General features: G+C 63.3%; 24 protein-coding genes. 15 read left to right on the top strand and 9 right to left on the bottom strand.

The features are described from left to right. Positions 1-264: 264 nt before the first annotated feature. From AB4Z43_RS03240 to cobF, 4 genes are all read right to left on the bottom strand, one after another. On the bottom strand, positions 265-2,016 hold the full coding sequence (locus AB4Z43_RS03240; protein ID WP_441935882.1) for a glycerol-3-phosphate dehydrogenase/oxidase: 1,752 nt from the start codon (positions 2,014-2,016) through the stop codon (positions 265-267). Further along, complete coding sequence (locus AB4Z43_RS03235; protein ID WP_441935880.1) at positions 2,013-2,789, bottom strand: DeoR/GlpR family DNA-binding transcription regulator; 777 nt, start codon at positions 2,787-2,789, stop codon at positions 2,013-2,015. Before AB4Z43_RS03235 ends, AB4Z43_RS03240 begins: the two co-directional genes overlap by 4 nt. Continuing rightward, positions 2,786-4,321 carry an FGGY-family carbohydrate kinase gene (locus tag AB4Z43_RS03230; protein ID WP_441935878.1) on the bottom strand — a complete coding sequence of 512 codons (1,536 nt, stop codon included), beginning with the start codon at positions 4,319-4,321 and terminating at the stop codon, positions 2,786-2,788. The genes AB4Z43_RS03235 and AB4Z43_RS03230 overlap by 4 nt, the downstream gene beginning before the upstream one ends. 338 nt (positions 4,322-4,659) lie before the next feature. Then, entirely contained in the window at positions 4,660-5,436 is a 777-nt protein-coding gene (gene cobF, locus AB4Z43_RS03225; RefSeq protein WP_441935876.1) for a precorrin-6A synthase (deacetylating), read from the bottom strand. Between the two features lie 233 nt (positions 5,437-5,669). On the opposite strand from cobF, the gene AB4Z43_RS03220 reads away from it, so the two are divergent. From AB4Z43_RS03220 to AB4Z43_RS03195, 6 genes are all read left to right on the top strand, one after another. Continuing rightward, positions 5,670-6,686 (top strand): DUF4424 domain-containing protein, encoded by a 1,017-nt coding sequence (locus AB4Z43_RS03220; protein WP_441935874.1) that lies wholly within the window; start codon positions 5,670-5,672, stop codon positions 6,684-6,686. Then, positions 6,686-7,204: a dihydrofolate reductase gene (locus AB4Z43_RS03215; RefSeq protein ID WP_019859011.1), complete on the top strand. Its 519-nt coding sequence runs from the start codon at positions 6,686-6,688 to the stop codon at positions 7,202-7,204. The genes AB4Z43_RS03220 and AB4Z43_RS03215 overlap by 1 nt, the downstream gene beginning before the upstream one ends. A gap of 169 nt (positions 7,205-7,373) precedes the next feature. After that, entirely contained in the window at positions 7,374-8,489 is a 1,116-nt protein-coding gene (hflK, locus tag AB4Z43_RS03210) for an FtsH protease activity modulator HflK (protein WP_019859010.1), read from the top strand. Beyond that, on the top strand, positions 8,489-9,454 hold the full coding sequence (gene hflC / locus AB4Z43_RS03205; protein WP_441935871.1) for a protease modulator HflC: 966 nt from the start codon (positions 8,489-8,491) through the stop codon (positions 9,452-9,454). Before hflK ends, hflC begins: the two co-directional genes overlap by 1 nt. Before the next feature lie 3 nt (positions 9,455-9,457). Next, positions 9,458-9,646, top strand: a complete 189-nt coding sequence (locus tag AB4Z43_RS03200) for a DUF2065 domain-containing protein (RefSeq protein ID WP_441935870.1) — start codon at positions 9,458-9,460, stop codon at positions 9,644-9,646. A gap of 149 nt (positions 9,647-9,795) precedes the next feature. Next, the gene (locus AB4Z43_RS03195) at positions 9,796-11,310 is read left to right on the top strand and encodes a DegQ family serine endoprotease (protein WP_038647656.1); all 1,515 of its coding nucleotides are present in this window, start codon (positions 9,796-9,798) and stop codon (positions 11,308-11,310) included. A 32-nt stretch (positions 11,311-11,342) separates the two neighbouring features. Here the strand turns inward: AB4Z43_RS03195 and AB4Z43_RS03190 are convergent, their stop codons facing one another. Together AB4Z43_RS03190 and serB are read right to left on the bottom strand one after the other, a co-directional pair. Beyond that, positions 11,343-11,915, bottom strand: a complete 573-nt coding sequence (locus AB4Z43_RS03190) for a GNAT family N-acetyltransferase (RefSeq protein WP_441935869.1) — start codon at positions 11,913-11,915, stop codon at positions 11,343-11,345. Continuing rightward, a complete protein-coding gene (gene serB / locus AB4Z43_RS03185) occupies positions 11,912-12,799 on the bottom strand; it encodes a phosphoserine phosphatase SerB (protein ID WP_441935867.1) in 888 nt (295 codons plus the stop codon). Before serB ends, AB4Z43_RS03190 begins: the two co-directional genes overlap by 4 nt. Between serB and miaA the strand changes: the two genes are divergently transcribed. Both miaA and AB4Z43_RS03175 read left to right on the top strand, forming a co-directional pair. Further along, complete coding sequence (miaA, locus tag AB4Z43_RS03180) at positions 12,789-13,754, top strand: tRNA (adenosine(37)-N6)-dimethylallyltransferase MiaA (protein WP_441935865.1); 966 nt, start codon at positions 12,789-12,791, stop codon at positions 13,752-13,754. The two genes, serB and miaA, sit on opposite strands and share 11 nt — an antisense overlap. Positions 13,755-13,859: 105 nt before the next feature. Next, positions 13,860-14,651: a GGDEF domain-containing protein gene (locus tag AB4Z43_RS03175; protein WP_019859002.1), complete on the top strand. Its 792-nt coding sequence runs from the start codon at positions 13,860-13,862 to the stop codon at positions 14,649-14,651. Between the two features lie 251 nt (positions 14,652-14,902). On the opposite strand, the gene AB4Z43_RS03170 is transcribed toward AB4Z43_RS03175, so the two are convergent. Then, entirely contained in the window at positions 14,903-16,735 is a 1,833-nt protein-coding gene (locus tag AB4Z43_RS03170; RefSeq protein ID WP_038647649.1) for an ATP-binding protein, read from the bottom strand. Positions 16,736-16,889: 154 nt separating this feature from the next. Between AB4Z43_RS03170 and AB4Z43_RS03165 the strand changes: the two genes are divergently transcribed. Beyond that, positions 16,890-17,453 carry a helix-turn-helix domain-containing protein gene (locus AB4Z43_RS03165; RefSeq protein ID WP_019859000.1) on the top strand — a complete coding sequence of 188 codons (564 nt, stop codon included), beginning with the start codon at positions 16,890-16,892 and terminating at the stop codon, positions 17,451-17,453. A 4-nt stretch (positions 17,454-17,457) separates the two neighbouring features. After that, positions 17,458-17,766 (top strand): hypothetical protein, encoded by a 309-nt coding sequence (locus AB4Z43_RS03160; RefSeq protein ID WP_019858999.1) that lies wholly within the window; start codon positions 17,458-17,460, stop codon positions 17,764-17,766. A 5-nt stretch (positions 17,767-17,771) separates the two neighbouring features. Here AB4Z43_RS03160 and AB4Z43_RS03155 read toward each other — a convergent pair whose 3' ends face one another. Next, complete coding sequence (locus AB4Z43_RS03155) at positions 17,772-18,659, bottom strand: LysR family transcriptional regulator (protein ID WP_019858998.1); 888 nt, start codon at positions 18,657-18,659, stop codon at positions 17,772-17,774. Positions 18,660-18,776: 117 nt separating this feature from the next. Here AB4Z43_RS03155 and tmpA point away from each other — a divergent pair, with 117 nt between their 5' ends. Together tmpA and tmpB are read left to right on the top strand one after the other, a co-directional pair. Continuing rightward, positions 18,777-19,928: a 2-trimethylaminoethylphosphonate dioxygenase gene (gene tmpA, locus AB4Z43_RS03150; RefSeq protein WP_441935861.1), complete on the top strand. Its 1,152-nt coding sequence runs from the start codon at positions 18,777-18,779 to the stop codon at positions 19,926-19,928. Then, positions 19,925-20,509 (top strand): (R)-1-hydroxy-2-trimethylaminoethylphosphonate oxygenase, encoded by a 585-nt coding sequence (gene tmpB, locus AB4Z43_RS03145; protein WP_019858995.1) that lies wholly within the window; start codon positions 19,925-19,927, stop codon positions 20,507-20,509. The genes tmpA and tmpB overlap by 4 nt, the downstream gene beginning before the upstream one ends. 277 nt (positions 20,510-20,786) lie before the next feature. Here the strand turns inward: tmpB and AB4Z43_RS03140 are convergent, their stop codons facing one another. Next, complete coding sequence (locus tag AB4Z43_RS03140; protein ID WP_441935859.1) at positions 20,787-22,589, bottom strand: NAD(P)-binding domain-containing protein; 1,803 nt, start codon at positions 22,587-22,589, stop codon at positions 20,787-20,789. A gap of 501 nt (positions 22,590-23,090) precedes the next feature. On the opposite strand from AB4Z43_RS03140, the gene AB4Z43_RS03135 reads away from it, so the two are divergent. From AB4Z43_RS03135 to AB4Z43_RS03125, 3 genes are all read left to right on the top strand, one after another. Further along, positions 23,091-24,872, top strand: coding sequence for an acetolactate synthase 3 large subunit (locus AB4Z43_RS03135; protein WP_202359701.1), 1,782 nt, complete (start codon positions 23,091-23,093; stop codon positions 24,870-24,872). Positions 24,873-24,950: 78 nt separating this feature from the next. Beyond that, positions 24,951-25,526, top strand: coding sequence for an acetolactate synthase small subunit (gene ilvN / locus AB4Z43_RS03130; RefSeq protein ID WP_013894763.1), 576 nt, complete (start codon positions 24,951-24,953; stop codon positions 25,524-25,526). Positions 25,527-25,647: 121 nt separating this feature from the next. After that, positions 25,648-26,244: a LysE family translocator gene (locus AB4Z43_RS03125; protein ID WP_123167417.1), complete on the top strand. Its 597-nt coding sequence runs from the start codon at positions 25,648-25,650 to the stop codon at positions 26,242-26,244. The last annotated feature ends 25 nt before the right edge of the window (positions 26,245-26,269 follow it).

The following is a 26,269-nucleotide window of genomic DNA, read 5'->3' as shown; positions in this document are numbered from 1 at the left end:
AGCGCCGCATAAGCCGCTGTGCGGTTGGCCCGCTTGCATCGACCCCTACCGCAGCGTGCTCCTCCAGCGCAATCGACCATACATCGATGTTAAGTTACCGTCAATGACTGTGATACTTTGTCGATAACGTAACATTCATGTGACCGAGCGGCTAATATATATCCATATATGATATTGATATTGTTTAATTTTTCAAAAATCGACAATATCTCACAGGTGCTGTGACACGCTTGCTTTCAAGTCAGCAATGAGGCTGTGCCGCGCTCAAGCCAGTTTGGCGCGATCACTCGTGGTTCGCGGCAGCTGCTCCGGTTGCAGCCCCATCAAATTGGTGCCGTTGAGCTGCGTGACAACCGCGTCGATCTCCTCGCTGATCCTCTGAGCGTTCCAGCCGAGCGCCCGGCCGGCAATCAGGGCGATCTGCTGCAAATCGCCTGTCGTCAGGGAACCGCTGATGGCCAGCGTCGTGCGCCGCATGACGATGTCGGCCAGATGTTCGACGAATTCGCTGCGAGCGATGTAGTCGATCTCCGATACGCTGTAGTCATGCGAGTCCGGCAAGCGGTCTTCATTGCTCGATGCACTCTGGTGCCGGGCTATCGGCAATGCCTTGGTGCCATAGCGCGACAGCAGCAGGTCGAGCCGGGCCTCGTCGATGCCCGAGGCCGATGCGGCCTTGGCCAGCCAGCTTGATCGTGCAGTTGTGTCGGCCGGAAAGTCCTTGCCGCCGCCGATCGGCATCGAGCGCGTCGTCACCTTGCGGATGCGGCCGAGACGATCGAGCACTGTGTCGGCGACCTCCTCGGCGAAACCGCGAAATGTCGTCCATTTGCCACCGATCAGCGAGATGATGGGGAAGGGCCGCGATGGCTCCGACTCCGCCACCGGCGCCGAATGATCGCGGCTGATCAGGCCGGGGATGGCGGCGTCGGATGCGGGCAGGGGTCTGATGCCGCTATAGGCATAGACGATCTGGTCGCGTTCGAAACGCATGCCCGGCAACAGCGTGCGCACGCTTTCCAGCAGATAATCGATCTCCGCCGGCTCGCAGCGAACCGTATCCGGATTATCGGCCGCGAGATCCGTCGAGCCGACGAGCGCCTTGCCGAGATAGTCGTAGACAAGGCAGATGCGCCCGTCATCGGCTTCGAAATAGAGCATGCGCCCGGCCAGACTTTGCACCAGCGCTTCGTGCTTGAGAAGGATGTGCGAGCCTTTGGTGCCGCCGATCATCCTGGACGGCGCCCCGAGTGCCGCGTTGACATGGTCGATCCATGGGCCGGCGGCGTTGACGACCAGCCTCGGCCGCAACGAGAATTCGCCGCGGTTCTGTCGTCTGAAGGCCAGCACGCCGTTCGAGGAAGAGACCAGCGAGGTGTAGTTGGCCGCGCTGGAGTTAGGGTTGGCCTCCAGACCATCGGCGATCAGCTCGAGCACCAGCCGTTCGGGATGTGTGATCTTGGCGTCGTAGTAGGTGCCGGTGGCGACGATCGAGCCGGTCAACGCCGGCATGTCGCGAAGCGCCTGACGGCGTCCGACAAGCCGATGGCGCGGCATCACCCGGTGCCGCGAGCCGTAGAAATCATAGATCATCAGGCCGATCTTGATGAGGATCGCGCCACGGCTGCGCGGCGCGCTGGTTGAGCCCAGCAGCGTGCGCAGCGCCGCCCACATGCCCTTGCCCCAGGAGAAGATCGGGATGACCGTCGGCAGCGGGCTGACATAGTGCGGCGCGTTCTTGAGCAGCAGGTTGCGCTCCAGCGTCGACTGCGCCACCAGCCCGAATTCGCCGGTCTCCAGATATTTCAGCCCGCCATGGATCAGGCGCGAAGGCGCCGCACTGGTGCCGGAGCCGAAATCCGCCTTGTCGACGATGCAGCAGCTGACGCCCTGCGCGCTGAGATCGCGAAACAGGCCTGCTCCATTGATGCCGGCGCCGAGGATGACGACATCGATATCGCCGGGGACACCGGTCCGTTGCTCGGAGCCGTGCTGGCTTTCGGGCGTTGATGTCATGGCCTCGCCGTCTTGACGATACGCAGCTGGACCCCGGCCTGCTCCAGCTTTTGCGCATGCTTGTCGCTGATGCCGTCGGTAACCAGGACCGCCTCGAAGCTGACCAGGTCGTCGAGCACGTGCAGGGCCACCTTGTCGAACTTGGAATGGTCGACCAGGAGGATGCGCTTGATCGCCGCCGCCATCATCGCCTGCTTTACCCGCACCACATGCTGATCCTGGATGAAGGCCGTGGTGCCGCTGATCGCGGAGGCCGAGCAAATCAGGAGATTGGCGCGCAGCCGCGAGATCGCATTCTCGCAGACGATGCCGATATAGGCGTTGTAGGTGCGGTGGTACTGACCGCCGAGGCAGATGAAGTCGATGTCGTCGACATTGGTCAGCAATGCAGCCGTCGACACGCTGTTGGTGATGACGGTCAGAGGCGTGACCTCGAGCAGCAGCGGCGCAACGGCGTTGGCTGTGGTCGAGTCATCCAGGATTACCGCCTGTCCCGGCTCGACGTAGTCCATGGCGGCGCGAGCCAGTGCGTCCTTCTCCGCCCGCCCAACCGTCACCCGGTAGCGGAAGGCACTTTCATAGAGGCCGGATGGCTGCACGGTGACGGCACCATGCAGCTTGCGCAGCACGCCTTGATGCGCCAGCTGGTCGATGTGGCGGTGGATGGTCATGCGCGACACGCCGAAATGCTCGACCAGATCGTCGATGCGCACCTGGCCGAGTTTTATCACATATTCGGCGATCTCTTCGCGCCGTTCGTCGGCCTTGATCATGCTGTGCCCCCCATTGCTTGCGCTGCAAGGCTTTCGATTTCGGCCCATTTCGGCCTGAGCTGTTCGGCGATGCGGCCATAGATGGAATAACGCTCGTCGAAGACGGCGCTGCGTGCCGGGTCCGGGCGGTATTCGCGGCTCACCGTGCAGGTGGCGCGCGCGCCTTCCTGCGGCGAGGCGAACAGGCCGACTGCCGCGCCGGCGCAAAGGGCGGCGCCGTAGGCGGCCGCCTCGTCGGTCGAGGTGACGGTGACCGGCACGTTGAGCACGTCGGCGAACATCTGCGCGAAGGCCGGATTGCGCGAGCCGCCGCCGGTCAAACGCACCTCGCGGACGGCAAAGCCGTCGCGCAGGGCTTCGACATGGGTGCGGTGGTTGAAGGCGATGCCTTCCAGCACCGCCTTCAGCATGTCGCCGCGGTCGTGCCAGCCGCGCAAGCCGACAAAGCTGGCGCTGGCGGCATTGCCGTAGGGCGAACCGAACAGATAGGGATGGAAGAGCAGGGTCGACGGCTTCTTCAGCGCGGTGTCGATTTCGGTCGCCAGCATCTCGTGGATCGAGCGGCCGGTCTTCTTGGCCTCGTCCTGTTCGGCCCGGCAGAGCGTGTCGAGGAACCAGTCGTAATTCGCCGTCGAGGCCGGCGAGATCGACATGTTGTTCCAGCGGCCGAGGTCGATGGCGTTGCGGCAGAACCAGCGCTGGTCGGTACGCGGCTCGGCGGAGACCACTTCGTTGATCGAGTAGGTGCCGGCGACGATGCTGACCACGCCCTCTTCGTGGCCGCCGATGCCAAGCGCCGAGGCGGTGACGTCATGCAGGCCGCAAGCAACCGGAGTTCCTTCCGCAAGCCCGGTCAATGCGGCCGCTTCGGCGGTGGCGTAGCCGACAATGTCGGCCGAATGTGCAGCCCCGGGCAAAGCCGCGAACAGCTCCTCCAGGCCAAAGATGCGCATCGCCTCCTGCGCGTAGACTTGCGTGCGGACGTCGGTGAACGAGGTGCTCGCCTCGGTCAAATCGGTGCCGACGGTGCCTGTCAGGCAAAAGCGCAGCCAGTCCTTGCAACCGACGATATGGCCGATCTGGCTGAAGCGTTCCGGCGCATGCTTTTTCAGCCAGCCCAGTATCGCCGATGGCGCCGAAGCGTGCGGAACCTGTCCGGTCAAAGCGAGGGCCTCGGCAAACACCGAACCCTTTGCCCATTCGTCGACGATCTCGCCGGCGCGGCTGTCGAGCGACAGGATGCCGGGGCCGAGCGGCCGGCGGTTCCTGTCGAGCAGATACAGCCCGTCGCCATGCGCGGTCGCCGCCACGGCCTTGATATCGCCAGCTGGCCGACCGCTCAGGGCAATGGCTTCCCTGATCGCCTCGGCGGTCGCCTGCCAGAGGCCCAGCATGTCGCGTTCGACCCAGCGGGGATGCGGCATCGATTGCGGCACACGGCGCCTGGCCACCGACAGCTGGGTGCCGTCGCCATCGAAGATCACTGCCTTCGTCACCGTCAGGCCGTTGTCGATCCCAAGCAGGCTGGACATGATGATCCCGTTCAGCGTGAGCCGGTACGCGTTGCGAATTGGTTCCAAGCAAGGTTCGCGCTGAACATCATGGAAATCATCCTCGCCGGGATCCGCCATTGCCGATTGCGGCCGCCGATGAAACAGCGGCAGGATTCGAACCGGCCAACTGACCATACAATTCTGTGAATTTAACGTCAATATGTGTGATATACGCCAGGCGAGCAGGCTCCGCCAGGCGGAGCTTGATTATCAAATTGGCATAAAACGCTGTTTTTTCTAACTCTTGAGGGCCGCCAATCCGTCTCGCCGGTCTTGTTACCCGTTACCCGCTTGCGTGGCGACTGCCAGGGCAGTGGCTAGATATCTTCTGGCTCACCGGGCTTGCGCAGCAGATAGGTGTCCATGATCCAGCCCTTTTGCCGGCGGGCTTCCTCCCGGACCTTTTCGATCTCGGCGCTGACATCGCCGAGGCGACCGGAGACGATGATTTCGTCCGGCGTGCCGAGATAGGCGCCCCAATGGATGACGACATCCGGGTCGGCCAGTGTGTTGAAGGCGCATTTGCCGTCCAGCATGACGACTGTGCTGCCGGCATTGCTGGCCAGACCTTCTTCGGTCAGCCTGCGGCCGGTGGTGACTAGGAACGAATCGCCGATGCGGTTCAGCGCCATTTTGTGGCTGGCGGCAAGCGCCTGGATGGCGGTGATGCCAGGGATGACCTCCAGTTCGAAGGCGACGTTGTTCCTGAGGCGCACGCGCTCGAGAATGCGCAACGCGCTGTCGTAGAGCGAGGGATCGCCCCAGATCAGGAAGGCGCCGCAGCCATCCTCGGCGATCTCGTCGCGGATCAAGGCTTCGTAGATGGCCGCGATGGCTTCGTGCCAGCCGTCGACGGTCGAGCGGTAGGAAGATGTCGGTTCGGCGCGGACCGGCACTTCGAATTCGACGCAGCGCGATTTCGGATTGGTGACGAAGCGGTCGCAGATCTCGCGCCGCAATTCGGCAAGGTCGTTCTTCTTGGCGCCCTTGTCGGGGATGAACAGCACATCGGCACGGTTTAGGCTAGATATGGCCTGAACCGTCATGTGGTCTGGATTGCCGGCGCCGATGCCGATGACGAGAAGCTTGCGCATGGGGCGAACTCCTGCCCGATCGGAAGCTGTTAGTCCAGACCGCTCGCGTGTCCAGACCGCTCGCGTGTCCAGACCGCTCGCGTGTCCAGACCGCTCGCGTGTCCAGACCGCCCGCGTGTCCAGACCGCTGGCATGTCCAGGCCGGTGTGGCGTAGTCACGCAAGTGGAAGGGCTTTGAAACCCCGCATTGAAACGGCTAGGGTCGTCAGGGCAATCTTGCCGAGGGGGCTTCGATGTTGCGAACTGTTCTGACTGCGGCGCTGGCGCTTTCGGCGGCACCCGCATTGGCCAACGATTCTGTTGCCGAGCTTGGCACAGGCGGGCTGATCCTGTCGCGCAGCGATGCCGTTGCGATGCAAAGCGAGGATCTCTTCATCTCGCCTGAGAAGGTGACGGTCGACTACGTCTTCCACAACAACACCGACAAAGATGTCGACGCGATCGTGGCCTTCCCGATGCCCGACATTTCGGGCGATCCCGAAGAAATGCCGGCCATCCCCGAAAACCAAAGCGACAATTTCCTCGGCTTCGAGGTGACGATCGACGGTGCCGCGGCAAAGCCTCAACTCGAGCAGAAGGTGTTCGCGCTCGGCATCGACATCGGCACCGATCTCAAGGCGCAGAATGTGCCGTTCAACCCGTTCGGCGATGCGGCCAAGGCGGCATTGGCGAAGCTGCCACAGGCGGTGGCCGATGACTGGGTCAACCGCGGCATCATCATCGAGGCCACCGCCGATGACGGCAGCGGCATGAAATCCAACTATGCGCCGTTCTGGCAATTGCGCTCGACCTACTGGTGGCGCTCGACCTTTCCGGCCAACAAGGACGTTCACGTTTCCCACCGCTACAAGCCGAGCGTCGGCGGCACGTCGTCGGTCAGCTTCTTCTATGACGGCCAGTTCCAGGGGCAGTATGCGACATACAAGACCCGCTACTGCATGGACGACACATTCGAGAGCGCGGTGCGCAAGGCGGCGAAGGACAATCCGGACGGCTATCCCAAATATTTTGAAAGCCGCATCGCCTATATTCTGACCACCGGCGGCAACTGGGCGGCGGGCACCATCGGTAAGTTCAAGCTGACCGTCGACAAGGGCAATCCCAAAGCCCTGGTCTCGTTCTGCGGCGATAATGTCAAAAAGGTCGGGCCGACGAGTTTCGAGATGACCGCGAACGATTTTTACCCGGAGCACGACATCGATATCCTGCTGCTCGAACCGTCGGACAGCAATGGCGGGGACGCGAACTGATGCATGTGGCAATCTACGTCGCCATCGCCGAGAACGGCGTGATCGGGCGGGATGGCGGACTGCCCTGGCGGCTCTCCACCGATCTCAAGCGCTTCAAGGCCGACACGATGGGCAAGCCCATCATCATGGGCCGCAAAACCTATGAAGGCATAGGCCGTCCGCTGCCGGGCCGGCTCAACATCGTCGTCACCCGCGACAAGAGCTGGCGCGCCGAGGGCGTCGAGGTGGCGCATACGCTGGAGGCCGCCATCCAGCTGGCAACGGTGCGCGCACGCTGCATGACCGGCATCGACGAGGCCTGCGTGATCGGCGGCGGTCAGATCTATGCCCAGGCGCTGCCGCTGGCCGACCGGCTGCACGTCACCCATGTGCTGGCCGCCGTCGATGGCGACGCGCATTTCCCGCCGATCGACGCTGAGACATGGCGCGTGGTCAGTTCGCAGGAGGTTCCGGCGGGGGAAAAGGACAGCCACGCAACACGCTATTCCGTTTATGAGCGCCGCCGCCCGATACTTTGATAGACAAAAAGTGCATTGAAGGACGACAAAGGGTCGCTACCGGCCCAAAACGGATGATGTCGGCGGCGCATCGCGTTGAAAGCGTGCCGTGGCGTCCCTATAGAAGAACAACACTGGATTTTGCGCCGTAATTCCGGCGCTTGAGGGAATTCCAAGCGAAAGGACATTCATGCCCTGGAACGACAAGAGTGGCGGAGGCGGCGGCCCGTGGGGCGGCGGCGGTAACAATCAGGGGCCCTGGGGGCAGGGGCCAAAGGGGCCAAGCGGCCCGCAAGGGTCGCCCCCCGATCTCGAAGACATTATCCGCCGCGGCCAGGACCGGCTGCGGCGCGCTCTGCCCGGCGGCGGTGGCGCCAGTCCGGCGGTGTTCGGGCTGATCGCCGCGGTGCTGGTCGTTCTGTGGGCATTCCAGGCGGTCTATACCGTGCAGCCCGACGAGGTCGCCGTCGAACTGCGTTTCGGCAAGCCGAAGCCCGAACTCTCACAACCTGGCCTGCATTTCCATTGGTGGCCGCTCGAGACCGTCGAGACGGCCAAGATTTCCGAGCAGCTCGTCGACATTGGCGGCGGCAACACCAGCGGCAACGGCCTGATGCTGTCGGGCGACCAGAACATCGTCAACGTGCAGTTTTCGGTGGCCTACCAGGTCTCCGATCCCCGTGCCTATCTGTTCGACGTCTCGGATCCGGACGGCATGCTGCGGCAGGTTGCCGAAAGCGCCATGCGCGAAGCCGTCGGCCGCCGGCCGGCACAGGACATTTTCCGCGATGACCGCCAGGGCATAGCGGCGTCGGTGCGCGAAATCATCCAGTCGACGTTGGACGGCTACAAGGCCGGTCTCAACGTCAATGCCGTGTCGATCGAGGATGCAGCACCGCCACGCGAAGTGGCCGATGCGTTCGACGAGGTGCAGCGTGCCGAGCAGGACGAGGACAAGTTCGTCGAGCAGGCAAACCAGTATTCCAACCAGAAGCTCGGCCAGGCGCGCGGCGAGGCGGCACAGATCCGCGAAGACGCGGCCGCCTACAAGAACCGTGTGGTGCAGGAAGCCGAAGGTGAGGCCCAGCGCTTCATCTCGGTCTATGACGAATATGCCAAGGCGCCGGATGTGACCCGCAAGCGCCTCTATCTGGAAACCATGGAGAAGGTTCTGAAGGACTCGAGCAAGGTCATCGTCGAGCAGGGCAACGGACAAGGTGTCGTGCCCTATCTGCCGCTGCCGGCATTGCAGGCGAAACCGCCGGCTCCGGTCGCGCCTGCCGCGAACACGGGAGGTACCCAGTGATGGCCAACCGTCTTCCCATTTTCGTCGTCGTCGCGGCGGTCATCCTGTTCCTGATCTATTCCTCGGTCTTCGTGGTCAATGCGCGCCAGCAGGCGCTGGTGTTGAGGTTCGGCGAGATCGTCGACGTCAAGAGCGAGCCCGGCATCTATTTCAAGGCGCCGTTCTCGTTCTTCGACGCCGATACGGTGCAGCTGATCGAAAACAGGGTGCTGCGCTTCGACCTCGACAACATCCGCGTCCAGGTGTCTGGTGGCAAGTTCTATGAGGTCGATGCCTTCATCGCCTATCGCATCTCGGATCCGCGCGTCTTCCGTGCCGCCGTGTCCGGTCAGATCGAATTGGCCGAAGCGCGGCTGAGGACGCGTCTCGACGCTGCCTTGCGCCGCGTCTACGGTCTGCGCGACTTCGAGGCGGCGCTCTCGGAACAGCGTGCCGTGATGATGCGTGAAGTGCGCGATCAGCTCCGGCCCGACGCCACCTCGCTCGGCCTGCAGATCGAGGATGTCCGCATCCGCCGCACCGACCTCACGGCCGAGGTCTCACAGCAGACCTATGACCGCATGAAGGCGGAACGTCTGGCCGAGGCCGCCCGGCTTAGGGCGCGCGGCAATGAAGCGGCACAGCGCATCACGGCACGCGCCGATCGTGAAGTGGTCGAGATCGTTGCCGAAGCGCAAAAGGAATCCGAGATCCTGCGCGGCGAGGGCGAAGCCCAGCGCAGCGCCACCTTCGCGGATGCCTACAAGCGCGACCCGGCCTTCTTCGACTTCTACAGGTCGATGAATGCCTACGGCACGGCGCTGGACAACACCGGGACGACCATGGTGCTGTCGCCGAGTTCGGAGTTCTTCCGCTACTTCCGCGATCCCGATGGCAAGGAAGGGCCGGCGAAGCCGGCGGCACCTGCCGCACCGGCAACGGCGCCCGCCGCGCCGACGACACAACCCACCACCGGCCAGAAATAGCCGGTGCAGGACTTTTTCGCGGCAATAGGCCTGGTCCTCGTCATAGAGGGCCTGGTCTATGGCGGCTTTCCCGGCTTGGCGAGGAAGCTCGCGGGCGAGGTGCTGTCGATGCCGGAGAACGCATTGCGGATCGCCGGGCTGGTCGCGATCGCCATCGGTGTCGGCATCGTCTGGCTGGTGCGGGGCGCGTGATATGGCCGTTTTTCGCCCTCGGCAAAACGGAGGATTAATCCTCTGCCGATAGTCGTAGCCGCAAACGTGCCGTATTTTTTGCCAACATAGCGCAACGCGGTGTTTTCGCCGTTGCGCTTTCTCTTTCAGAAAGACCGGGAGGCTTCTCGATGACATCCACACTCCTTTTGCGCGCGGCACGGCGGACGCTCATCGCCGGCACGGCAGCGCTTCTTGTCGGCGCTGTCGCCGTCCCGTCCTTCGTGACGCCGACCTTCGCGGCCGACGGACCTGCTTCGGTGGCCGACCTGGCGCAGGGCGTGCTCGGCGCGGTGGTCAACATCTCGACTTCGCAGACGGTGAAAGGCACGGAAGGGCCGGGCGCCGTGCCGATGCCGCAGCTTCCCGAAGGCTCGCCTTTCCAGGACTTCTTCGACGACTTCTTCAAGAACCGCGGCGGCGACAAGGACAATAGTGCGCAGAAAGTGCAGTCGCTGGGATCCGGCTTCGTCATCGATGCCGAGCAGGGCATCGTCGTCACCAACAACCACGTGATCGCCGACGCCGACGACATCGAAGTCAATTTCTCCGATGGCGTGACCCTGAAGGCGACGCTGGTCGGCACCGACACCAAGACCGACGTCGCGGTGCTGAAGGTCGATCCGAAGGGCCACAAGCTGACCGCGGTGAAGTTCGGTGATTCCACCAAGATGCGCGTCGGCGACTGGGTGATGGCGGTCGGCAATCCATTCGGCCTTGGCGGCACAGTCACGGTCGGCATCGTCTCGGCGCGCAACCGCGACATCAATTCCGGTCCTTATGACGATTTCATCCAGACCGATGCCGCGATCAATCGCGGCAATTCGGGCGGGCCGCTGTTCAACAGCGTCGGCGAAGTCATCGGCATCAACACCGCGATCATTTCGCCGTCCGGCGGCTCGATCGGCATTGGCTTCTCCATTCCCTCGCAGCTTGCCTCGGGCGTCGTCGACCAGTTGCGCCAGTTTGGCGAGACGCGGCGCGGCTGGCTCGGCGTGCGCATCCAGCCGGTGACGGACGACATCGCCGAAAGCCTCGGCATGGCGACCGCCAAGGGCGCGCTGGTCGCCGGCGTCATCAAGGGCGGCCCCGTCGACAACGGCACCATCCAGGCCGGTGACGTCATCATCAAGTTCGACGGCAAGGACATCCATGAAATGCGCGACCTGCCGCGCGTGGTCGCCGAAAGCCCTGTCGGCAAGGCCGTCGATGTGCTGATCGTGCGCAAGGGCGTCGAGCAGACGGTGAAGGTGACGCTCGGTCGGCTCGAGGATGGCGAGAAGCTTGCCAGCGGCGAGAACGGCAACACCGACCAGGACAAGGGCAAACAGGCTCCAGCCGTCTCGACCGCCTCGGTGCTCGGCATGACCGTCGGCGAGCTCAATGACGAGACGCGCAAGAAGTTCAGCATCGCCGGCGATGTCTCCGGCGTCGTCATCACGGACGTGGCCAAGGATTCGGCCGCCGCCGAGCGCGGCATCCAGCCGGGCGAGGTGATCACCGAGATCGCGCAGGAATCGGTCGCCACGCCCAAGGACGTCATGGATCGGATCGGCGCGCTGAAGGAGCAGGGCCGCAAGAACGCGCTCCTGATGCTGGCGTCGAAGACCGGCGAGTTGCGCTTCGTGACCATCCGGATGGATTGAGATTTCAATCCGGCGATTCCCAAAAAAGGCGGCTAACCAGCCGCCTTTTTTCTTGCCCGCCAATTCTCGCGCGAAAGCCGGTAGAGCACATGCCGCTTGAGCTTTGGATGGCTGTCGGGAATGTCGGGGTGATCAAAATCGGCTGAGGGATCGGCTGTCATGCCGAGGCGTTTCATCACGGCGGTCGAACGGTGGTTTGCCGCGACCGCGAAGGAGACGATCTCGTCGACGGCCAATGTCTCGAAACCGTAAGCCAGCCAGGCTTCCGAGGCCTCGGTGACATAGCCCTTGCCCCAGAATTCGGGCGCCAGCCGCCAGCCGATCTCGATGGTACCGGCCGGCAGGGATGGCACGTGATCGGTATCTAGGAGACCGACGAAACCGATACATTCGCCGGTCGCGGCAATCTCGGCCGCGGCGAAGCCATAGCCGTCCTCATCGATCCAGGCGCGGAATTCGTCCATCTTGGCGTCCGCCGCGGCACGGTCACGACGGAACGGGAAGAATTCCATGACGCGTTCATCGGAATTGATGCGATGGAAGAGCTCGCGGTCACGCTCCTCCCAATTGCGCAGGATGAGGCGTTCGGTGCGCATGGGTTTCATTGGACGAACTCTTCCTGGCGATAGCCCTGCAGATAGAGCAGTGCGGTGAGGTCGCCATGGTCGATGCGAACCTTGGCCTGCACCGCCACGGTCGGCTTGGCGTGAAGCGCCACACCGGTGCCGGCAAGCCGGATCATATCGAGGTCATTGGCGCCATCGCCGACGGCGATGGCGTCGGCCGGCGTCAGGCCAAGGCGTGCGGATATTTCGAGCAGCGCGTCGGCCTTGGCGGCGCGGCCGAGGATCGGCTCGCCGACCATGCCGGTAAAGCGTCCATCCTGTTCGAGCAGGCGGTTGGCGCGGTTCTCCTGAAAGCCCAGCATGGCCGCGATGCGGGTCGTGAACACTTCGAAGCCGCCCGAGACGAGCGCCGCCCAGGCGCCATTGGCGCGCATGGTCTGGACCAGCGCGCGGCCGCCCGAGGCCAATGTCAGCCGATTGGCGACGATGCGGTCGACGACGGCGGCATCGAGCCCCTTCAACAGCGCGACGCGTTCGCGCAGGGCCGGCTCGAAGGCGATCTCGCCGTTCATCGATCGCGCGGTGATCGCCGCGACGTGCTCCTTGACGCCGATCTCGTCGGCCAGCTCGTCGATGCACTCCTGGTCGATCATGGTCGAATCCATGTCGGCGATGAGGATTTGCTTACGGCGCGTTTCGGCCTGCTGGACGATCACGTCGACCGGTTCCGCGGCCAATGCGGCACGCAGGGCAGCCGTGGTATTGGCGGTATCAGCCTCTTGCGGCAAGCCAAGATCGCAGGCAATGCCTTCGGCCAGCCAGACGACAGTGCTTGCGCCCACCGACCGCGAGGCCATATTCGCAAGCGACGGCGATAGGGCGCGGTCAGCGGGACGGGAAACAAGCGTGGCAATGAGCGGCATCGAGAATTCCGGCGCGGATGCGGGCGAAGGCCGCGTGAAGAACGCGATCCTGATAGCCGGGCCGACCGCCAGCGGCAAGTCGGCATTGGCGCTCGAACTGGCCGAACGTGCAGGCGGCGTCATCGTCAATACCGATTCCATGCAGGGCTATTCGGTGCTCGATGTGCTGACCGCCCGGCCGGAAGCGGCCGACCTCGCACGGGTGCCGCATTTCCTCTACGGCCACGTTCATCCCGCTACCGCCTATTCGACGGGCGCGTGGCTGCGCGATGTGATGAAACTCATCGACGACGGCGTGCTGTCGGGGCGGCCGGTCTTTGTCGGAGGCACCGGCCTCTATTTTCGCGCGCTGGCCGAGGGTATTTCGGAAATGCCTGACATTCCGCCGCGCATCCGCGACCGGTGGCGCTACGAGCTGAAAGAGCAAGGCGCGGTCAAGCTGCACGGCCTGCTGTTGCGCGAGGATTCGAGAGCCGCCATGCAGCTCAAGCCTACCGACAGCCAGCGCATCGTGCGGGCGCTCGAAGTGCTCGACGCCTCCGGCCGATCGATCCTGGAATGGCAGGCGGAGCGCGGCCGGCCGCTCATCGACAGGCAGACGGCGCGTTTCCTGGTCATCGAGCCGGATCGGGCCGCGCTGGGCAATCGCATCGAGAGGCGCTTCGACCAGATGCTGGACAAGGGCGCGCTGGAGGAAGTCAGGCAGCTTGCGGCCCTTCGCCTCGATCCGGATCTGCCGGCGATGAAGGCGATCGGCGTTCGGGACCTGCAGGCGGCGATGGCTGGAGAGCTGAGCTTTCCCGAAGCAATCGAGCGCGCCAAGATTGCAACCCGGCAATACGCCAAGCGGCAGGCGACTTGGTTTCGCCACCAGCTGGGGCCGGAATGGCAGAGATTGCGCCCCGGTGACGATCTCGAAACCACGATCCAAACACTTGTTGCTAATGCAACTTAAAAAGTTGACCATGACGGAAGGGTTCGCGCCGAAGTTGCCGGGATTAACGCTCCGTAAGGCGGTCCGTGCCATAAGGTCGATGGGCACTTTTCCATTGGGGAGCAGATGCGTTTCCATAAGGCGGAATCCGCTTTTTTCGTCTTTATTTTCGTGATCCTGGCCGCTGGCCTGGTGACGCTGCACGCCTATGGGCTCTTGCAATCCTTCGCCACGGAACTCCATACCCAGTCGGGCCTGGACAAGGTCATCTACCTCAACAAGCTGTTGTTCGCGACCGGCGTGCTGCTTGCGACCGCGCTGTTTTTCGGCATCTTCTTCATCTATCCGCTGATCCGCAAACAGGCGACGGAAGAAGGCAAGCTGCGCGCCATGACGGTTTCGCTCAGCGCTCGCTCCGAAACGCTCGAGCACGCCGCGCTGACAGACAGCCTGACCGGCATGCAGAACCGACGCTATTTCGACGATGCGCTTAAGGAATATCTCGAGGAGTTCCGCCGCATCGAAAAGCCGGTCGGGCTGATGATCCTCGATCTCGACCATTTCAAGCAGGTCAACGACACGCACGGCCACGATGTCGGCGACGAAGTGCTCAGGGCCGTCGCCAGTTGCCTCAAGGACATGACACGTTTCCACGACGTGGTGGCACGGCTGGGCGGCGAGGAGTTTGCCGTGGTCACGCCCAACATGGAGGCGGAGCTGCTGGCCAAATTCGCCGAGCGCATCCGCAAGGCGATCGCCAACATGTCGATCCTTTCGGGCAACGTCCGGCTCAAGATCACCACCAGCGTCGGCCTTGCCGTCTGGGACCGCAAGGAAACGGCCGAGGAGTTCTATCGCCGTGCCGACCGCCAGCTCTATGAGGCGAAGAGGCAGGGCCGCAACCGCGTCTGCGCCTAAAATCCCATCATTGAATTCGTGAGGCCGGCCGTCTGCTGCCGTTTTCTGCGCTTCCCCGTTCTACTGCGTCGCAGTAGAACTGAGCTCACGCACCAAAAGCCCGCTCCGCTCCGGTTCTCGAAATCAGCACCAGCCGACTCAGCCTGACGAATTTCCTGACGGGATTTACCCAAGCGTTCGAACGAAGAAGAGCCATGGAAGTTTGGCGCGGCTTCTCGGAACTGCCGGCAAATGGGCGTGACGCTTGAGGCTCAGTCGTTCTGGGGGCGCAGGCCGAAGGTGGCGGGCTTCAGGCCGTAGCGCATGTCGAAATCGTCATCCGATTGCACGCGGCCGGTTGCCGGCTTGCGGTAGTCGGGATCGCCGGCCTGGCGACCGGAATCGACCACTTCGGCGAAGGCCATCGCCTGCGGCGTCGGTTTCGGCACGTTGCGCAGCCGCTCGACGATCGCCACCAGGTCGACATCGTCGCCGGCCTTTGGCGACTCGATCTGTTCGCGCTTGGCCGCGCCGGGAAGCAGGTGGCTGGGCAGTCTTTCGAATTTCAGCCGCATGGTCGTCGCCACGCCTTCGCCGAAGGCGATGGCTTCGCGCTGTCCCATGGACGACAGGAAGGCAAGCGTGGAGGCGGAGGAGTCGGCGATGGCCGAGCGGATGATCGCCTGGTCCTGCTCGTTGGCGAGCCGCATGGCGAAGAAGGTCGAACATTGCGACAGGATGGTCGGGTCAAGCTCGCCGGGGCGCTGCGTGACGACGCCGAGATAGCAGCCATATTTGCGGCCTTCCTTGGCGATGCGCGACAGCGCGTGCCTGGTCGGCGCGAAGCCGAGACGCGGATCGGCCGGCATGTAGCGATGCGCTTCCTCGCAAAGCAACAGCAGCTGCAGCTTGCCCTCGCTCCACAGAGCGAGGTCGAAGGCCAGGCGCGCCAGCACCGAACAGACGGAGTTGACCACTTCGGAAGGCATGCCGGCCATCTCGAAGCAGGTCACCGGCCGGCCGTGATGCGGCACGCGGAAGATGTTGCCGATCGTCTCGTGGATGGTATCCTCGATCAGGCGCGAACTGAACATGAAGCGATAGCGCGGATCGGCGGACGCCGATTCGATGCGCGTCTTCAGCGATTTGAGCGTCGGGCGCTCGTTCTTGCTTTCGAGCATGCCCATACGTTCGTCGATCTGCTTGAGCAGGTCCGCGATGCGGTAAGGAACCGGCGTATCGGCGGTCAACGCGTCGTTGCCGCGCCTGAGATAGGCACCTGAATTCGGGTTGCGGTAGAGGCTCTTGGCCAGCGGAATGAGGTCGCGCAGGGCGTCGATCTCTTCCGGAACCGTTTCACGGCCGCGAAACAGCACCTCGGCGAATTCCTCGAGCTTGAACATCCAGAACGGCAGGTCGAGCGTCTTGGAATCGACCTTGACGCAATATTCCGGCAGCGACGCCGCGAATTCATTGTGCGGGTCGAGGATCAGGATACGCAGATCCGGCCGCGCCGCGATCGATTTGCGCAGCAGCAGCGAGACGGCGGTGGATTTGCCGACGCCGGTGGTGCCGACAATGGCGAAATGGCGCGCCAGCGTGTCGTCGATGGCGATGTTGGCGGCGATCGCCTCGTCCTGCGACAGCGAACCAATGGTGATGGAATGGCGGCCGGCCAGATCGTAGACGGCCTGCAGATCGCGGCTGCGGATGCGATGCGCAACCGCGCCGATATGCGGATAGGTGGTGATGCCGCGGTCGAAGATCGGCTTGGCTCCGGGCTCGGCCCCATCGCGTACTTCACCGATCAACTCGATGCTGACCTCGATGGGGTTCTGGCCTTCACTGCTCCAGGCGCGGTCCGATTTGCCGATGCCGTAGACCAGGCCAACGGTTCGGGTCGTGCCCAGATTGATCGAGATCATCTTGCCGACCGTCCAAAGGCCTGTCACCGCGCCGTCGACATCGTCGGCATAGGCGGCGATGGTGGCGCGCGCGCCGTCGCATTGCACGACGTTGCCCAGGATGCGCCGGTCGTTCTGCTCTGCGTTGCGGCGCTCCTGCGATGTCGGTTCTCCGACGGAAGCTTCGCGTTCGACATACATGGACAGGCCAATCCCCATTTCCCTTGATATCAGACCCTACCGGAATGGGGTTAAGGCCGGATGAGGTCGGATGGTGTAGAGAGGATTAAGCGCCTGGCGAAAATTGTCGCGACACGGCTCTTCTCCATCTCAGGCATTTCGCTATAGTGGACGAATGGGCGATATAGCGAACGATATTTCTTCGACCATCGGCAGGCGGATCCACGCCGAAAGGGTCATGCGGGACTGGTCGCTGGCCGAGCTTGCCGAGCGGTCCGGTGTTTCCAAGGCCATGCTGAGCACGATCGAGCGTGGCATGACCAGCCCGACGGCGGCCCTTCTGGTGCGCATCGCAGCAGCGTTCGGCATGACGCTGTCGACCCTCATCGCGCGCGCGGAATTGCAAAGCGGCGGGCTGCTGCGCGAGGCCGATCAGCAGGTGTGGCGCGATCCCGATACAGGCTATGTCAGGCGGCATCTGTCACCGGCCGGCGACATGCCGCTCGAACTGATCAAGGTGCATCTGCCGGCGGGCGCCAGGGTCAGTCTGCCGGCGGCTTCTTACGCCTTCATCAAGCAGCAGATCTGGCTGATTTCCGGACGGCTCGAATTCACCGAGGGTGATGTGGTGCACAGGCTCGAACCCGGCGACTGCCTGGCGCTCGGCGCGCCGTCGGACTGCACCTTCCATGCCCTGGAGGCGGGCGCCGACTATCTCGTCGCGCTGGTCAGGGGCTGAGATCATGGCGAGACGGCCAAAGCGCTCCCACAATGGGGGGCCGCCTCTTGATGAGTATAAGGGGCCACCCTGGGGCAAGGGCGACCCCTATATTTTCCTGGCCTGGCAGGCCGCGCACGCCAAGGCATGGAAGGCGCCGAGCCGCGAAATCATGCTGATGCGCATGGACAAGGCCGAACGGCTGGGCCTGACCTATGAGGAATACACGCTCGAGATCCTGGAGCGTGGACGGCATCTGCGAGAAGAAGACACCGAGCGGATCAGCGCCATCAAGGCCGCGCGCAAGCGACGCCGCGTGCGCCTTCTCGATTGAGGCCTCTACGTCGGGGCCTTCCTGGATAGGTGCCCCAGCAACCACTGGCGGAAATCCTGTTCGGCACTGGTCAGGCGCGCGGTCGATGCGCTGGTCAGAAAATGGCCTGAGCTGCTGGAGAGCTCGAAATCGGAAAGCGGCACTAGGCTCCTGGCCTTGAGCGCAGCGTCGACTAGCGGCCGCGACCCCAGAAGCACGCCGGTGCCAGCGCTCGCCGCTTCCATCGCCGCGACGAAACTGTCGAAGCGATGCGACCGCTGGGGGTGGCCGGCCAGTCCAGCGGCCGCGAACCATTCCGCCCACATTTCGCGCGCGCCGGCGACCAGAAGCAGCGGCAGGGCTGTCCAGTCGGCGGCACCGGCGAGGGTCGGACTTGCCAACGGCACAAGGCGCTCGGCAGTCAGCCTGTCGGCCTCGCGTCCGGGAAAGGAGCCGTTGCCGAAACGGATGTCGAGCGCCGAGCCCGGCAAGTCGTAATCGGTCGGCCGATGGATCGTCACCAGATCGAGCTGGATGCGCGGCAGCGCCTGGGCGAGATCGGGCAGCGCCGGGACCAGTATCAGCAAGGCGAAGGAGATCGGCACCCGGATCGATACGGTCTGCAGCGCGCGCGGCTCGAACAGTTCGGTCGTGCTGCTGGAGATGGTGGCGAAAGCCGACTGGATGTGCGGCAGATAGGCGGCACCCTCGGGCGACAGCGCGACGCCGCGCGCCAGCCGCGAGAACAGGCGCGTCTTCAACCGCTCCTCGAGCAGCCGGATATGTTGGCTGACGGCCGCTTGGGTCAGGCCGAGTTCGGCCGCGGCCGCCGTGAAATTCGACAGCCGTGCCGCGGCCTCGAAACTGCGCAGCCAGTCGAGGGGAGGCAGAGCGGGAATGGGTTTTTGAGACATTAGAAATTTGTGGTCTTTGGCTAAAAAATGATAATTTGAGTTATGCCTGCCTTGTTGCCAACATGCAATCGAAACCCTGCGGACCGGGCCGCGGGCGTAGAGGACAGGAACGGATCCATGCTCACCCACGCGCTGATTGGCGACGAAGGCAGAACGATCGAACTTGGCTGGCAGGGTGGGAGACGCACCCGCTTTCACGCCATGTGGCTGCGTGACAATGCGCTGGACGACAAGACGCGCAGCGCCGGCAATGGCCAGCGGCTGATCACCATCCTCGACATTCCGGCCGAGACGAGGATCGGCGCGGCCGCGATCAAGGGCGGCGCGCTGGAAGTTAGCTTCGTGCCGGAGGCAAAGACGGTCAGCTTTCCCGCGCAGTGGCTCAGCGCCAACGCCTATGACCGCGACGAGCTTCGCGAACCCGGCTGGACGGGCGATATCATCCAGCGCTGGACCAAGGCGACGATGCAGAATTCGGTGCCGCGCGCCAGCTACAAGGCGGCCTTTCATGGCCGCAGCGTCCTGCGCGAATGGCTTTCGGCGGTACGAACCTACGGCTTTGCGGTAATGGACGGCCTGCCGGCGGAGTCCGGGGCGTTGTGCAAGGTCTCCGACCTGTTCGGCTATATCAGGGAGACCAATTACGGCCGCTGGTTCGAAGTGCGCGCCGAGGTCAATCCGAACAATCTCGCCTACACCAATCTCGGCCTCCAGGCGCACACCGACAATCCCTATCGCGATCCGGTGCCGACGCTGCAGATCCTGGCCTGTGTCGAGAACACGGTGGAGGGCGGCGAGTCCAGCGTGGTCGACGGTTTTGCCGTTGCGGCCGCGCTGCAGGCCGAAAACGCTGAAGGCTTCCGGCTGTTGAGTTCCTGTCCGGCGCGCTTCGAATATGCCGGCTCGTCCGGCGTGCGGCTGCAGGCGAAGCGGCCGATGATCGAGCTCGGACCGGATGGCGAGCTGATCTGCATCCGCTTCAACAACCGTTCGCTGGCGCCTGTCGTCGACGTGTCGTTCGCCTATATGGACGCCTACTATGCCGCCTATCGCCGGTTCGCCGAGCTGATCGAGGATCCCGCCTTCGAAGTGACGTTCAAGCTTCAACCTGGCCAGGCCTTCATCGTCGACAACACGCGTGTCATGCATGCCCGCAAGGCGTTTTCCGGCAGCGGCAAACGCTGGCTGCAGGGTTGCTACGCCGACAAGGACGGCCTGCTGTCGACGCTTGCGGCGATCGAGCACAGCTTCAAGGAGGCCGCGGAATGAGCGGCCAGGATTTGAACGCGGACAATATCGTCGAATTCATCGCCGACATTTTCGAGCGCCGGGGCGCGGAATCCTATCTCGGCGAGCCGGTGACCATGTCCGAGCACATGCTGCAGGGGGCCTGGCTGGCGGAGCAGGATGGTGCGCCCGAAGTGCTGGTGGCGGCCGCGCTGCTGCACGACATTGGCCACTACACCAGCGAGTTCGGCACCTATTCGCCCGACGATGTCGAGGACAAGCACCATGATGAGGCCGGCGGCGAGGTGCTGGCGCCGTTCTTCCCGCCGGTCATCGTCGAATGTGTGAGGCTGCATGTCGCGGCCAAGCGCTATCTCTGCGCCACCGACCCGACCTATTTCTCCAGGCTGTCGCCGGCTTCGGTCCACACGCTGTCGCTGCAGGGCGGACCAATGAGCGCCGACGAGGTGGCCGATTTCCGCAAAAACCCGTTCCACGAGGAAGCGGTGCGGGTCCGTATCTGGGACGAGGGCGGCAAGGTTGCGAACATGAAGACGCGGGCGTTTCGCGACTACGTGCCGTTGCTGCAGCGCGTCGTGCACGATTTCGCCAACTACGCCTAACGGCGGTTCATCACCAAAACCCATGTGCTTCTGCTTCGACGGGCAAGGGGGCGGTGACGCCACATAGGTCCGAGTAATGCCGAGAGCGCGGTCATACCGAAGGCGTCCCCCCCGGTGCAGCCCGGCGCCTTCGTCGGCAAGCCAGCTTCCCTCGATCCGGCGAGCCGGTCCGAAACGCTCGACGTCACAGACATTCCGCGCGCATAGCGATGCATTCTGGAGGCGCGGCATTTGCCGCGCCTTCCTGGTGCCGGCCGCAGCTGACCACCCAGTCCCGCTATCCCTTGTGGTGCACCGTCTGCAGCCCGTAGACGGGCGTCGGCAGGCCGGCATGCCGGGCCTTCAGCTGCAACGACAGGAACTGCGAATAGTGGCGCGACTGGTGCAGATTGCCGCCATGGAACCACAGCGCTTCCTGCTGCGTCGGCTTCCACATGTTGCGCAATTCGCCTTCCCAGGGGCCGGGATCCTTGGTGGTGTTGGAGCCGAGGCCCCAGCATTTCCCCACCTTGTCGGCGGTTTCGCGCGATATCAGATCGGCGGCCCAGCCATTCATCGACCCGTAGCCGGTGGCGTAGACGATGAGGTCCGCGGGCAGTTCGGATCCGTCACTGAGCAGAACCGAATGCGGCTTGATCTCTTCGACGGCGACACCGCTCTTCAGCTTGATCGAACCATCGATGATCAGCTGGGAGGCGCCGACATCGATATAATAGCCAGAGCCGCGCCTAAGGTACTTCATGAACAAGCCGGACTCGTCGTCGCCCCAGTCGAGCATGAAACCGGCCTTTTCCAGTCCCTTGTAGAACGCCGCGTCGCGCTTCTTCATCTCGGCATAGGCCGGAATCTGGAACTCGTGCAGGATCTTGTAGGGCAGGGAGGCGAAGATCAAATCGGCCTTGGCCGTGGTGATGCCATTCTGCAGCGCCTGCTCCGAATAGAGCGAACCCAGTCCGATCTCCATCAACGTGTCGGATCTGGAGATATGGGTGCTCGAGCGCTGCACCATGGTGACGTCGGCGCCGGCTTCCCAAAGGGCCGCCGCGATGTCATGGGCGGAATTGTTGGAGCCGATGACGACGGCTCTTTTCCCGGCATAGTCATCGGGGCCAGGGTGCTTCGAGGAGTGGTGCTGATCGCCCTTGAAACTCTCCATGCCCTTGAATTTCGGCAGATTGGCCTTGCCGGACTGTCCGGTCGCCAGCACCAATTGCTTGGGCTTCAAGGTGATGTCCTTGCCGTCGCGGCGGACGACGACGGTCCATTCCTTCTTCTTGTCGTCATAGGAGGCGCTCTTGGCCTCCGTCGAGGACCAGTAGTTCAGCTCCATCACCTTGGTGTACATTTCCAGCCAGTCGCCGATCTTGTCCTTGGGTGAGAAGACCGGCCAGTTCTTCGGGAAATCGATATAGGGCAGATGGTCGTACCAGACCGGATCGTGCAGGCAGAGCGACTTGTAGCGCTTGCGCCAGCTGTCGCCGGCGCGCTCGTTCTTCTCGACGATGATGGTCGGTACGCCGAGCTGCCGCAGCCTTGCGCCGAGCGCGATGCCGCCCTGGCCGCCGCCGATGATGAGCGTGTAGGGCTGCGTCTTGAAGCCGAGCTCGGCGGCTTCCTTCTCACGCTCTTCCTTCCATGTCGGACGGTTCTTGCCCGAGCCATGCTTGGCGCCCATCGGCCGCGCGAAGCCGGCCGGTTCCTCGTGGCCTTTCAATTCGACCATGGTGGTCAGCAGAGTCCAGATCTTGCCTTCCTTAAGCCTGATATGGCCAAAGCCGCGCGCCACTTCGGTCTCGAAACTGATCCAGCCCTCGATCAGCCCGTCGCTCTCGGTCGCGTCCTCGCCCTTGGCGAGTGCCCAATGCGACGGCTTTGTCTTCGACAGCTGGCTCTTCAGCATGTCGCGGACCTGGTCCCGGCCTTCCATGGTCTTGATGTTCCAGGTGAAGGTGACGAGGTCGCGCCAGTAGCAATCCTCCTGGAAGCAACCGACAGCCCTGTCGATGTCATTGGCGGCCAGGGCGCCGCCGAATTGGTCGAGCAGGTCGGACAGTTTCTTGCTTGGGGCCTTGTCGAGCATAAGTTATCCTCCGTGAAATCCAGGCCGTCATGGTGGCTCCTCCCGACTTGCAAGCCGGACGATGAAGTATCGGCAGAGAGGACGGCCTTCGTCACGCCCCACCATAGTTTCGCGTGGCTTCAAGGACTTATCTGGAGAACCCGGTTTGCGAGCCGGTTTGGAGCGCTCTTGCGACCGGCGATGGGGGTGGTGTCGGCACGATGCGGCGTCCATCGCGAAATCGTGACGGGCCATTGGTCGAATTGGGAAGCGCCTTCATCGCCGGCGCGATTTTTGCCGTTGACAGGGCGCCTTGCCGGCCCGTAGTGTCCGCGACCATGAAAAAGGCACTCATTCTCGTAGGAAGGCGCGTGGGCAAGGCGGTGTAACCGCCGGGCGAAAACCTCCCATGCGCAACACACAGGCTCCCTCGGGGGCCTTTTTTATTGCCCGAAACACGACTAAACGACCAACAACACCCAAATGGCAACGCCCAAGTGGCGACAGTACGGGACCAGACCGATGAGCAACGGACAGAGTGAGCGGCGCGAGATGACGGGCGCCGAAATGGTGGTGCAGGCGCTGAAGGACAATGGCGTCAAGCATGTCTTCGGTTATCCCGGCGGCGCGGTTCTCCCGATCTATGACGAGATCTTCCAGCAGGACGATGTCGAGCACATTCTCGTGCGGCATGAGCAAGGTGCCGGCCATGCGGCCGAGGGCTATGCGCGTTCGACCGGCAAGGCCGGCGTCATGCTGGTGACGTCAGGCCCCGGCGCGACCAATGCGGTGACGCCGCTGCAGGATGCGCTGATGGATTCGATCCCGCTGGTCTGCCTGACGGGCCAGGTGCCGACCTCCTTGATCGGCTCCGACGCGTTCCAGGAATGCGACACGGTCGGCATCACGCGCCCCTGCACCAAGCACAACTGGCTGGTGAAGGACGTCAACGAACTCGCCGCGACCATCCATGAGGCTTTCCATGTCGCGACCACGGGCCGTCCCGGTCCGGTTGTGGTCGACATCCCCAAGGACGTGCAGTTCGCCAAGGGTTTCTACGTCCCGCCGCAAATCGCACCGCGCACCAGCTACCAGCCCAAGGTTCAGGGCGATCTGGAGAAGATCAAGGCCGCGGTCGACCTGATGGCCACCGCCAAGAAGCCGATCATCTATTCGGGCGGCGGTGTCATCAATTCCGGTCCGGAAGCGAGCCATCTGCTGCGCGAACTGGTCGACCTCACCGGTTTCCCGATCACCTCGACGCTGATGGGGCTGGGCGCCTATCCGGCATCCGGCAAGAACTGGGTCGGCATGCTCGGCATGCATGGCACCTACGAGGCCAACATGGCCATGCATGACTGCGACGTGATGATCTGCATCGGGGCGCGCTTTGACGACCGCATCACCGGCCGGCTCAACGCGTTCTCGCCGAACTCGAAGAAGATCCACATCGACATCGACCCGTCCTCGATCAACAAGAACGTACACACCGAGGTGCCGATCATCGGCGATGTCGGCCGGGTGCTGGAGGATATGGTGCGGCTGTGGCGGGCAACCGCCAAGGCCGACAAGAAGGCGCTCTATCCCTGGTGGGAGCAGATCGCCAAATGGCGCGGTCGCGATTCACTCGCCTATAAGATGAACCACGATGTGATCATGCCGCAATACGCCATCCAGCGGCTCTACGAACTGACCAAGGACAAGGACACCTACATCACCACCGAGGTCGGCCAGCACCAGATGTGGGCCGCGCAGCATTATCATTTCGAAAAGCCGAACCGCTGGATGACCTCAGGCGGTCTGGGCACGATGGGCTATGGCCTGCCGGCGGCACTCGGCGTGCAGATCGCGCATCCCGATGCTCTGGTCATCGACATTGCCGGCGACGCCTCGGTGCAGATGACGATGCAGGAGATGAGTGCCGCCGTGCAGTACAAGGCGCCGATCAAGATCTTCATCCTCAACAACCAGTATATGGGCATGGTGCGGCAATGGCAGCAGCTCTTGCACGGCAACCGGCTGTCGCATTCCTACACCGAGGCGATGCCGGACTTCGTCAAGCTGGCGGAGGCCTATGGCGGCCATGGCATACGTTGCGAGAAGCCGGACGAGCTGGACGACGCCATCAAGGAGATGATCTCGGTCAGGAAACCCGTGCTGTTCGATTGCCGCGTGGCGAACCTCGCCAACTGCTTCCCGATGATCCCGTCGGGCAAGGCGCATAACGAGATGCTGTTGCCCGACGAGGCCACCGACGAGGCCGTGGCCAACGCCATCGACGCCAAGGGCAGGGAACTGGTGTAATCGACGGGCCAAGGCAGGGCTTGTCGAAAGAAGCCGTGCGCAAACAAAAAATCAGACCAAGAATTTGAGATCCATGTCATGAACGCACAGCACCTTCAACCGACCGGCTCCGCCTACTTCATCGCCAAGGAAACGGAGCGGCCGGAAAACCACACGCTCTCCGTACTGGTCGACAACGAGCCGGGCGTACTCGCCCGGGTCATCGGCCTGTTCTCCGGACGCGGCTACAACATCGAGAGCCTGACCGTTTCCGAGACGGAGCACGAAAAGCATCTGTCGCGCATCACCATCGTGACGCGCGGCACGCCGCATGTGCTGGAGCAGATCAAGCATCAGCTCGAGCGCATCGTGCCGGTCCACCGCGTGGTCGATCTCACCGTGCGCTCCCATGAATTCGGGCAGGAGCGGCCGCTGGAGCGGGAACTGGCGCTGGTCAAGGTGGCCGGCACCGGCGAGGCCCGGGTCGAGGCGCTGCGGCTGGCCGACGCTTTCCGCGCCAGCGTCATCGACGCCAATACCGAGCATTTCATCTTCGAGATCACCGGCAAGGGCTCCAAGCTCGACCAGTTCATCGCCATCATGAAGCCGCTCGGTCTGGTCGAGATCTGCCGCACCGGCGTGGCGGCGATGAACCGCGGCCCGCAGGGCATGTAGAGGCACACCACCGGCAAGGGGGCCGACGCTCACAACGCCTGGTTCGACCGGTGGCCGGGCGCTGGCCTTTGCGTGGCCAGCAAAAAAGAGACAATAATGCTGACGTATCTGGGAGGATAACATGTCACTCGACGCATTCCTCGCACTGCTCGTCTATGCCTTCGTGACCTCGATCACGCCGGGGCCGAACAACCTGATGCTCTTGGCATCGGGGGTGAATTTCGGTATCGCCAGAACCGTTCCGCACATGCTTGGCATCAGTATGGGCTTCCTGGTGCTGCTGCTTGCCGTCGGCCTTGGCCTTGGCGCTGTGTTGACGGCGTTTCCCGCGCTGCACACGGCACTCAAGATCGCCGGGGGCGCCTATCTGCTCTACCTTGCCTGGAAGATCGCCATGTCGCGCTCGCTGACCGGCAAGGGTGAGACGAAAGCGCGGCCGATGCGCTTCATCGATGCGGCGGCATTCCAGTGGGTCAATCCGAAAGCCTGGGTGATGGCGATCACCGCCATGGCTGTCTACGCCAATGCCGAACACCCGTTCCTGTCGGTGGCGTTGATCTCGATCGCCTTTACCATCGTCAACCTGCCGAGCGTTTCGGTCTGGGCAGGATTCGGCACGGCGCTGCGGGGATTTCTGTCGGATCCGGTGCGGCTGAAATGGTTCAACATCGCCATGGGCGTGCTCTTGGCGGCGACGCTGTGGCCAATGCTGAAATAGGGTTCCCCGGCGGTTCGACGGGCTT

The sequence above is a fragment of the Mesorhizobium sp. 2RAF45 genome (assembly GCF_052115225.1).
In the GTDB taxonomy this organism is placed as follows: Bacteria; Pseudomonadota; Alphaproteobacteria; order Rhizobiales; family Rhizobiaceae; genus Mesorhizobium; species Mesorhizobium jarvisii.
The sequence above is the reverse complement of the archived record's forward strand: the minus strand, read 5'-3'. Positions and strand labels throughout refer to the sequence as shown.

What these genes read in the sequence shown, in the direction of transcription:
- AB4Z43_RS03170 (WP_038647649.1), bottom strand. Translation starts at nt 16,735, where the DNA reads ATGTATGTCGAACGCGAAGCTTCCGTCGGAGAACCGACATCGCAGGAG.
- AB4Z43_RS03220 (WP_441935874.1), top strand. Translation starts at nt 5,670, where the DNA reads ATGTTGCGAACTGTTCTGACTGCGGCGCTGGCGCTTTCGGCGGCACCC.
- AB4Z43_RS03155 (WP_019858998.1), bottom strand. Translation starts at nt 18,659, where the DNA reads ATGTCTCAAAAACCCATTCCCGCTCTGCCTCCCCTCGACTGGCTGCGC.
- AB4Z43_RS03235 (WP_441935880.1), bottom strand. Translation starts at nt 2,789, where the DNA reads ATGATCAAGGCCGACGAACGGCGCGAAGAGATCGCCGAATATGTGATA.
- AB4Z43_RS03175 (WP_019859002.1), top strand. Translation starts at nt 13,860, where the DNA reads ATGCGTTTCCATAAGGCGGAATCCGCTTTTTTCGTCTTTATTTTCGTG.
- AB4Z43_RS03140 (WP_441935859.1), bottom strand. Translation starts at nt 22,589, where the DNA reads ATGCTCGACAAGGCCCCAAGCAAGAAACTGTCCGACCTGCTCGACCAA.
- AB4Z43_RS03165 (WP_019859000.1), top strand. Translation starts at nt 16,890, where the DNA reads ATGGGCGATATAGCGAACGATATTTCTTCGACCATCGGCAGGCGGATC.
- AB4Z43_RS03125 (WP_123167417.1), top strand. Translation starts at nt 25,648, where the DNA reads ATGTCACTCGACGCATTCCTCGCACTGCTCGTCTATGCCTTCGTGACC.
- hflC (WP_441935871.1), top strand. Translation starts at nt 8,489, where the DNA reads ATGGCCAACCGTCTTCCCATTTTCGTCGTCGTCGCGGCGGTCATCCTG.
- AB4Z43_RS03190 (WP_441935869.1), bottom strand. Translation starts at nt 11,915, where the DNA reads ATGAAACCCATGCGCACCGAACGCCTCATCCTGCGCAATTGGGAGGAG.
- AB4Z43_RS03240 (WP_441935882.1), bottom strand. Translation starts at nt 2,016, where the DNA reads ATGACATCAACGCCCGAAAGCCAGCACGGCTCCGAGCAACGGACCGGT.
- serB (WP_441935867.1), bottom strand. Translation starts at nt 12,799, where the DNA reads ATGCCGCTCATTGCCACGCTTGTTTCCCGTCCCGCTGACCGCGCCCTA.
- AB4Z43_RS03195 (WP_038647656.1), top strand. Translation starts at nt 9,796, where the DNA reads ATGACATCCACACTCCTTTTGCGCGCGGCACGGCGGACGCTCATCGCC.
- AB4Z43_RS03215 (WP_019859011.1), top strand. Translation starts at nt 6,686, where the DNA reads ATGCATGTGGCAATCTACGTCGCCATCGCCGAGAACGGCGTGATCGGG.
- hflK (WP_019859010.1), top strand. Translation starts at nt 7,374, where the DNA reads ATGCCCTGGAACGACAAGAGTGGCGGAGGCGGCGGCCCGTGGGGCGGC.
- ilvN (WP_013894763.1), top strand. Translation starts at nt 24,951, where the DNA reads ATGAACGCACAGCACCTTCAACCGACCGGCTCCGCCTACTTCATCGCC.
- AB4Z43_RS03160 (WP_019858999.1), top strand. Translation starts at nt 17,458, where the DNA reads ATGGCGAGACGGCCAAAGCGCTCCCACAATGGGGGGCCGCCTCTTGAT.
- tmpA (WP_441935861.1), top strand. Translation starts at nt 18,777, where the DNA reads ATGCTCACCCACGCGCTGATTGGCGACGAAGGCAGAACGATCGAACTT.
- cobF (WP_441935876.1), bottom strand. Translation starts at nt 5,436, where the DNA reads ATGCGCAAGCTTCTCGTCATCGGCATCGGCGCCGGCAATCCAGACCAC.
- miaA (WP_441935865.1), top strand. Translation starts at nt 12,789, where the DNA reads ATGAGCGGCATCGAGAATTCCGGCGCGGATGCGGGCGAAGGCCGCGTG.
- AB4Z43_RS03230 (WP_441935878.1), bottom strand. Translation starts at nt 4,321, where the DNA reads ATGTCCAGCCTGCTTGGGATCGACAACGGCCTGACGGTGACGAAGGCA.
- AB4Z43_RS03135 (WP_202359701.1), top strand. Translation starts at nt 23,091, where the DNA reads ATGAGCAACGGACAGAGTGAGCGGCGCGAGATGACGGGCGCCGAAATG.
- tmpB (WP_019858995.1), top strand. Translation starts at nt 19,925, where the DNA reads ATGAGCGGCCAGGATTTGAACGCGGACAATATCGTCGAATTCATCGCC.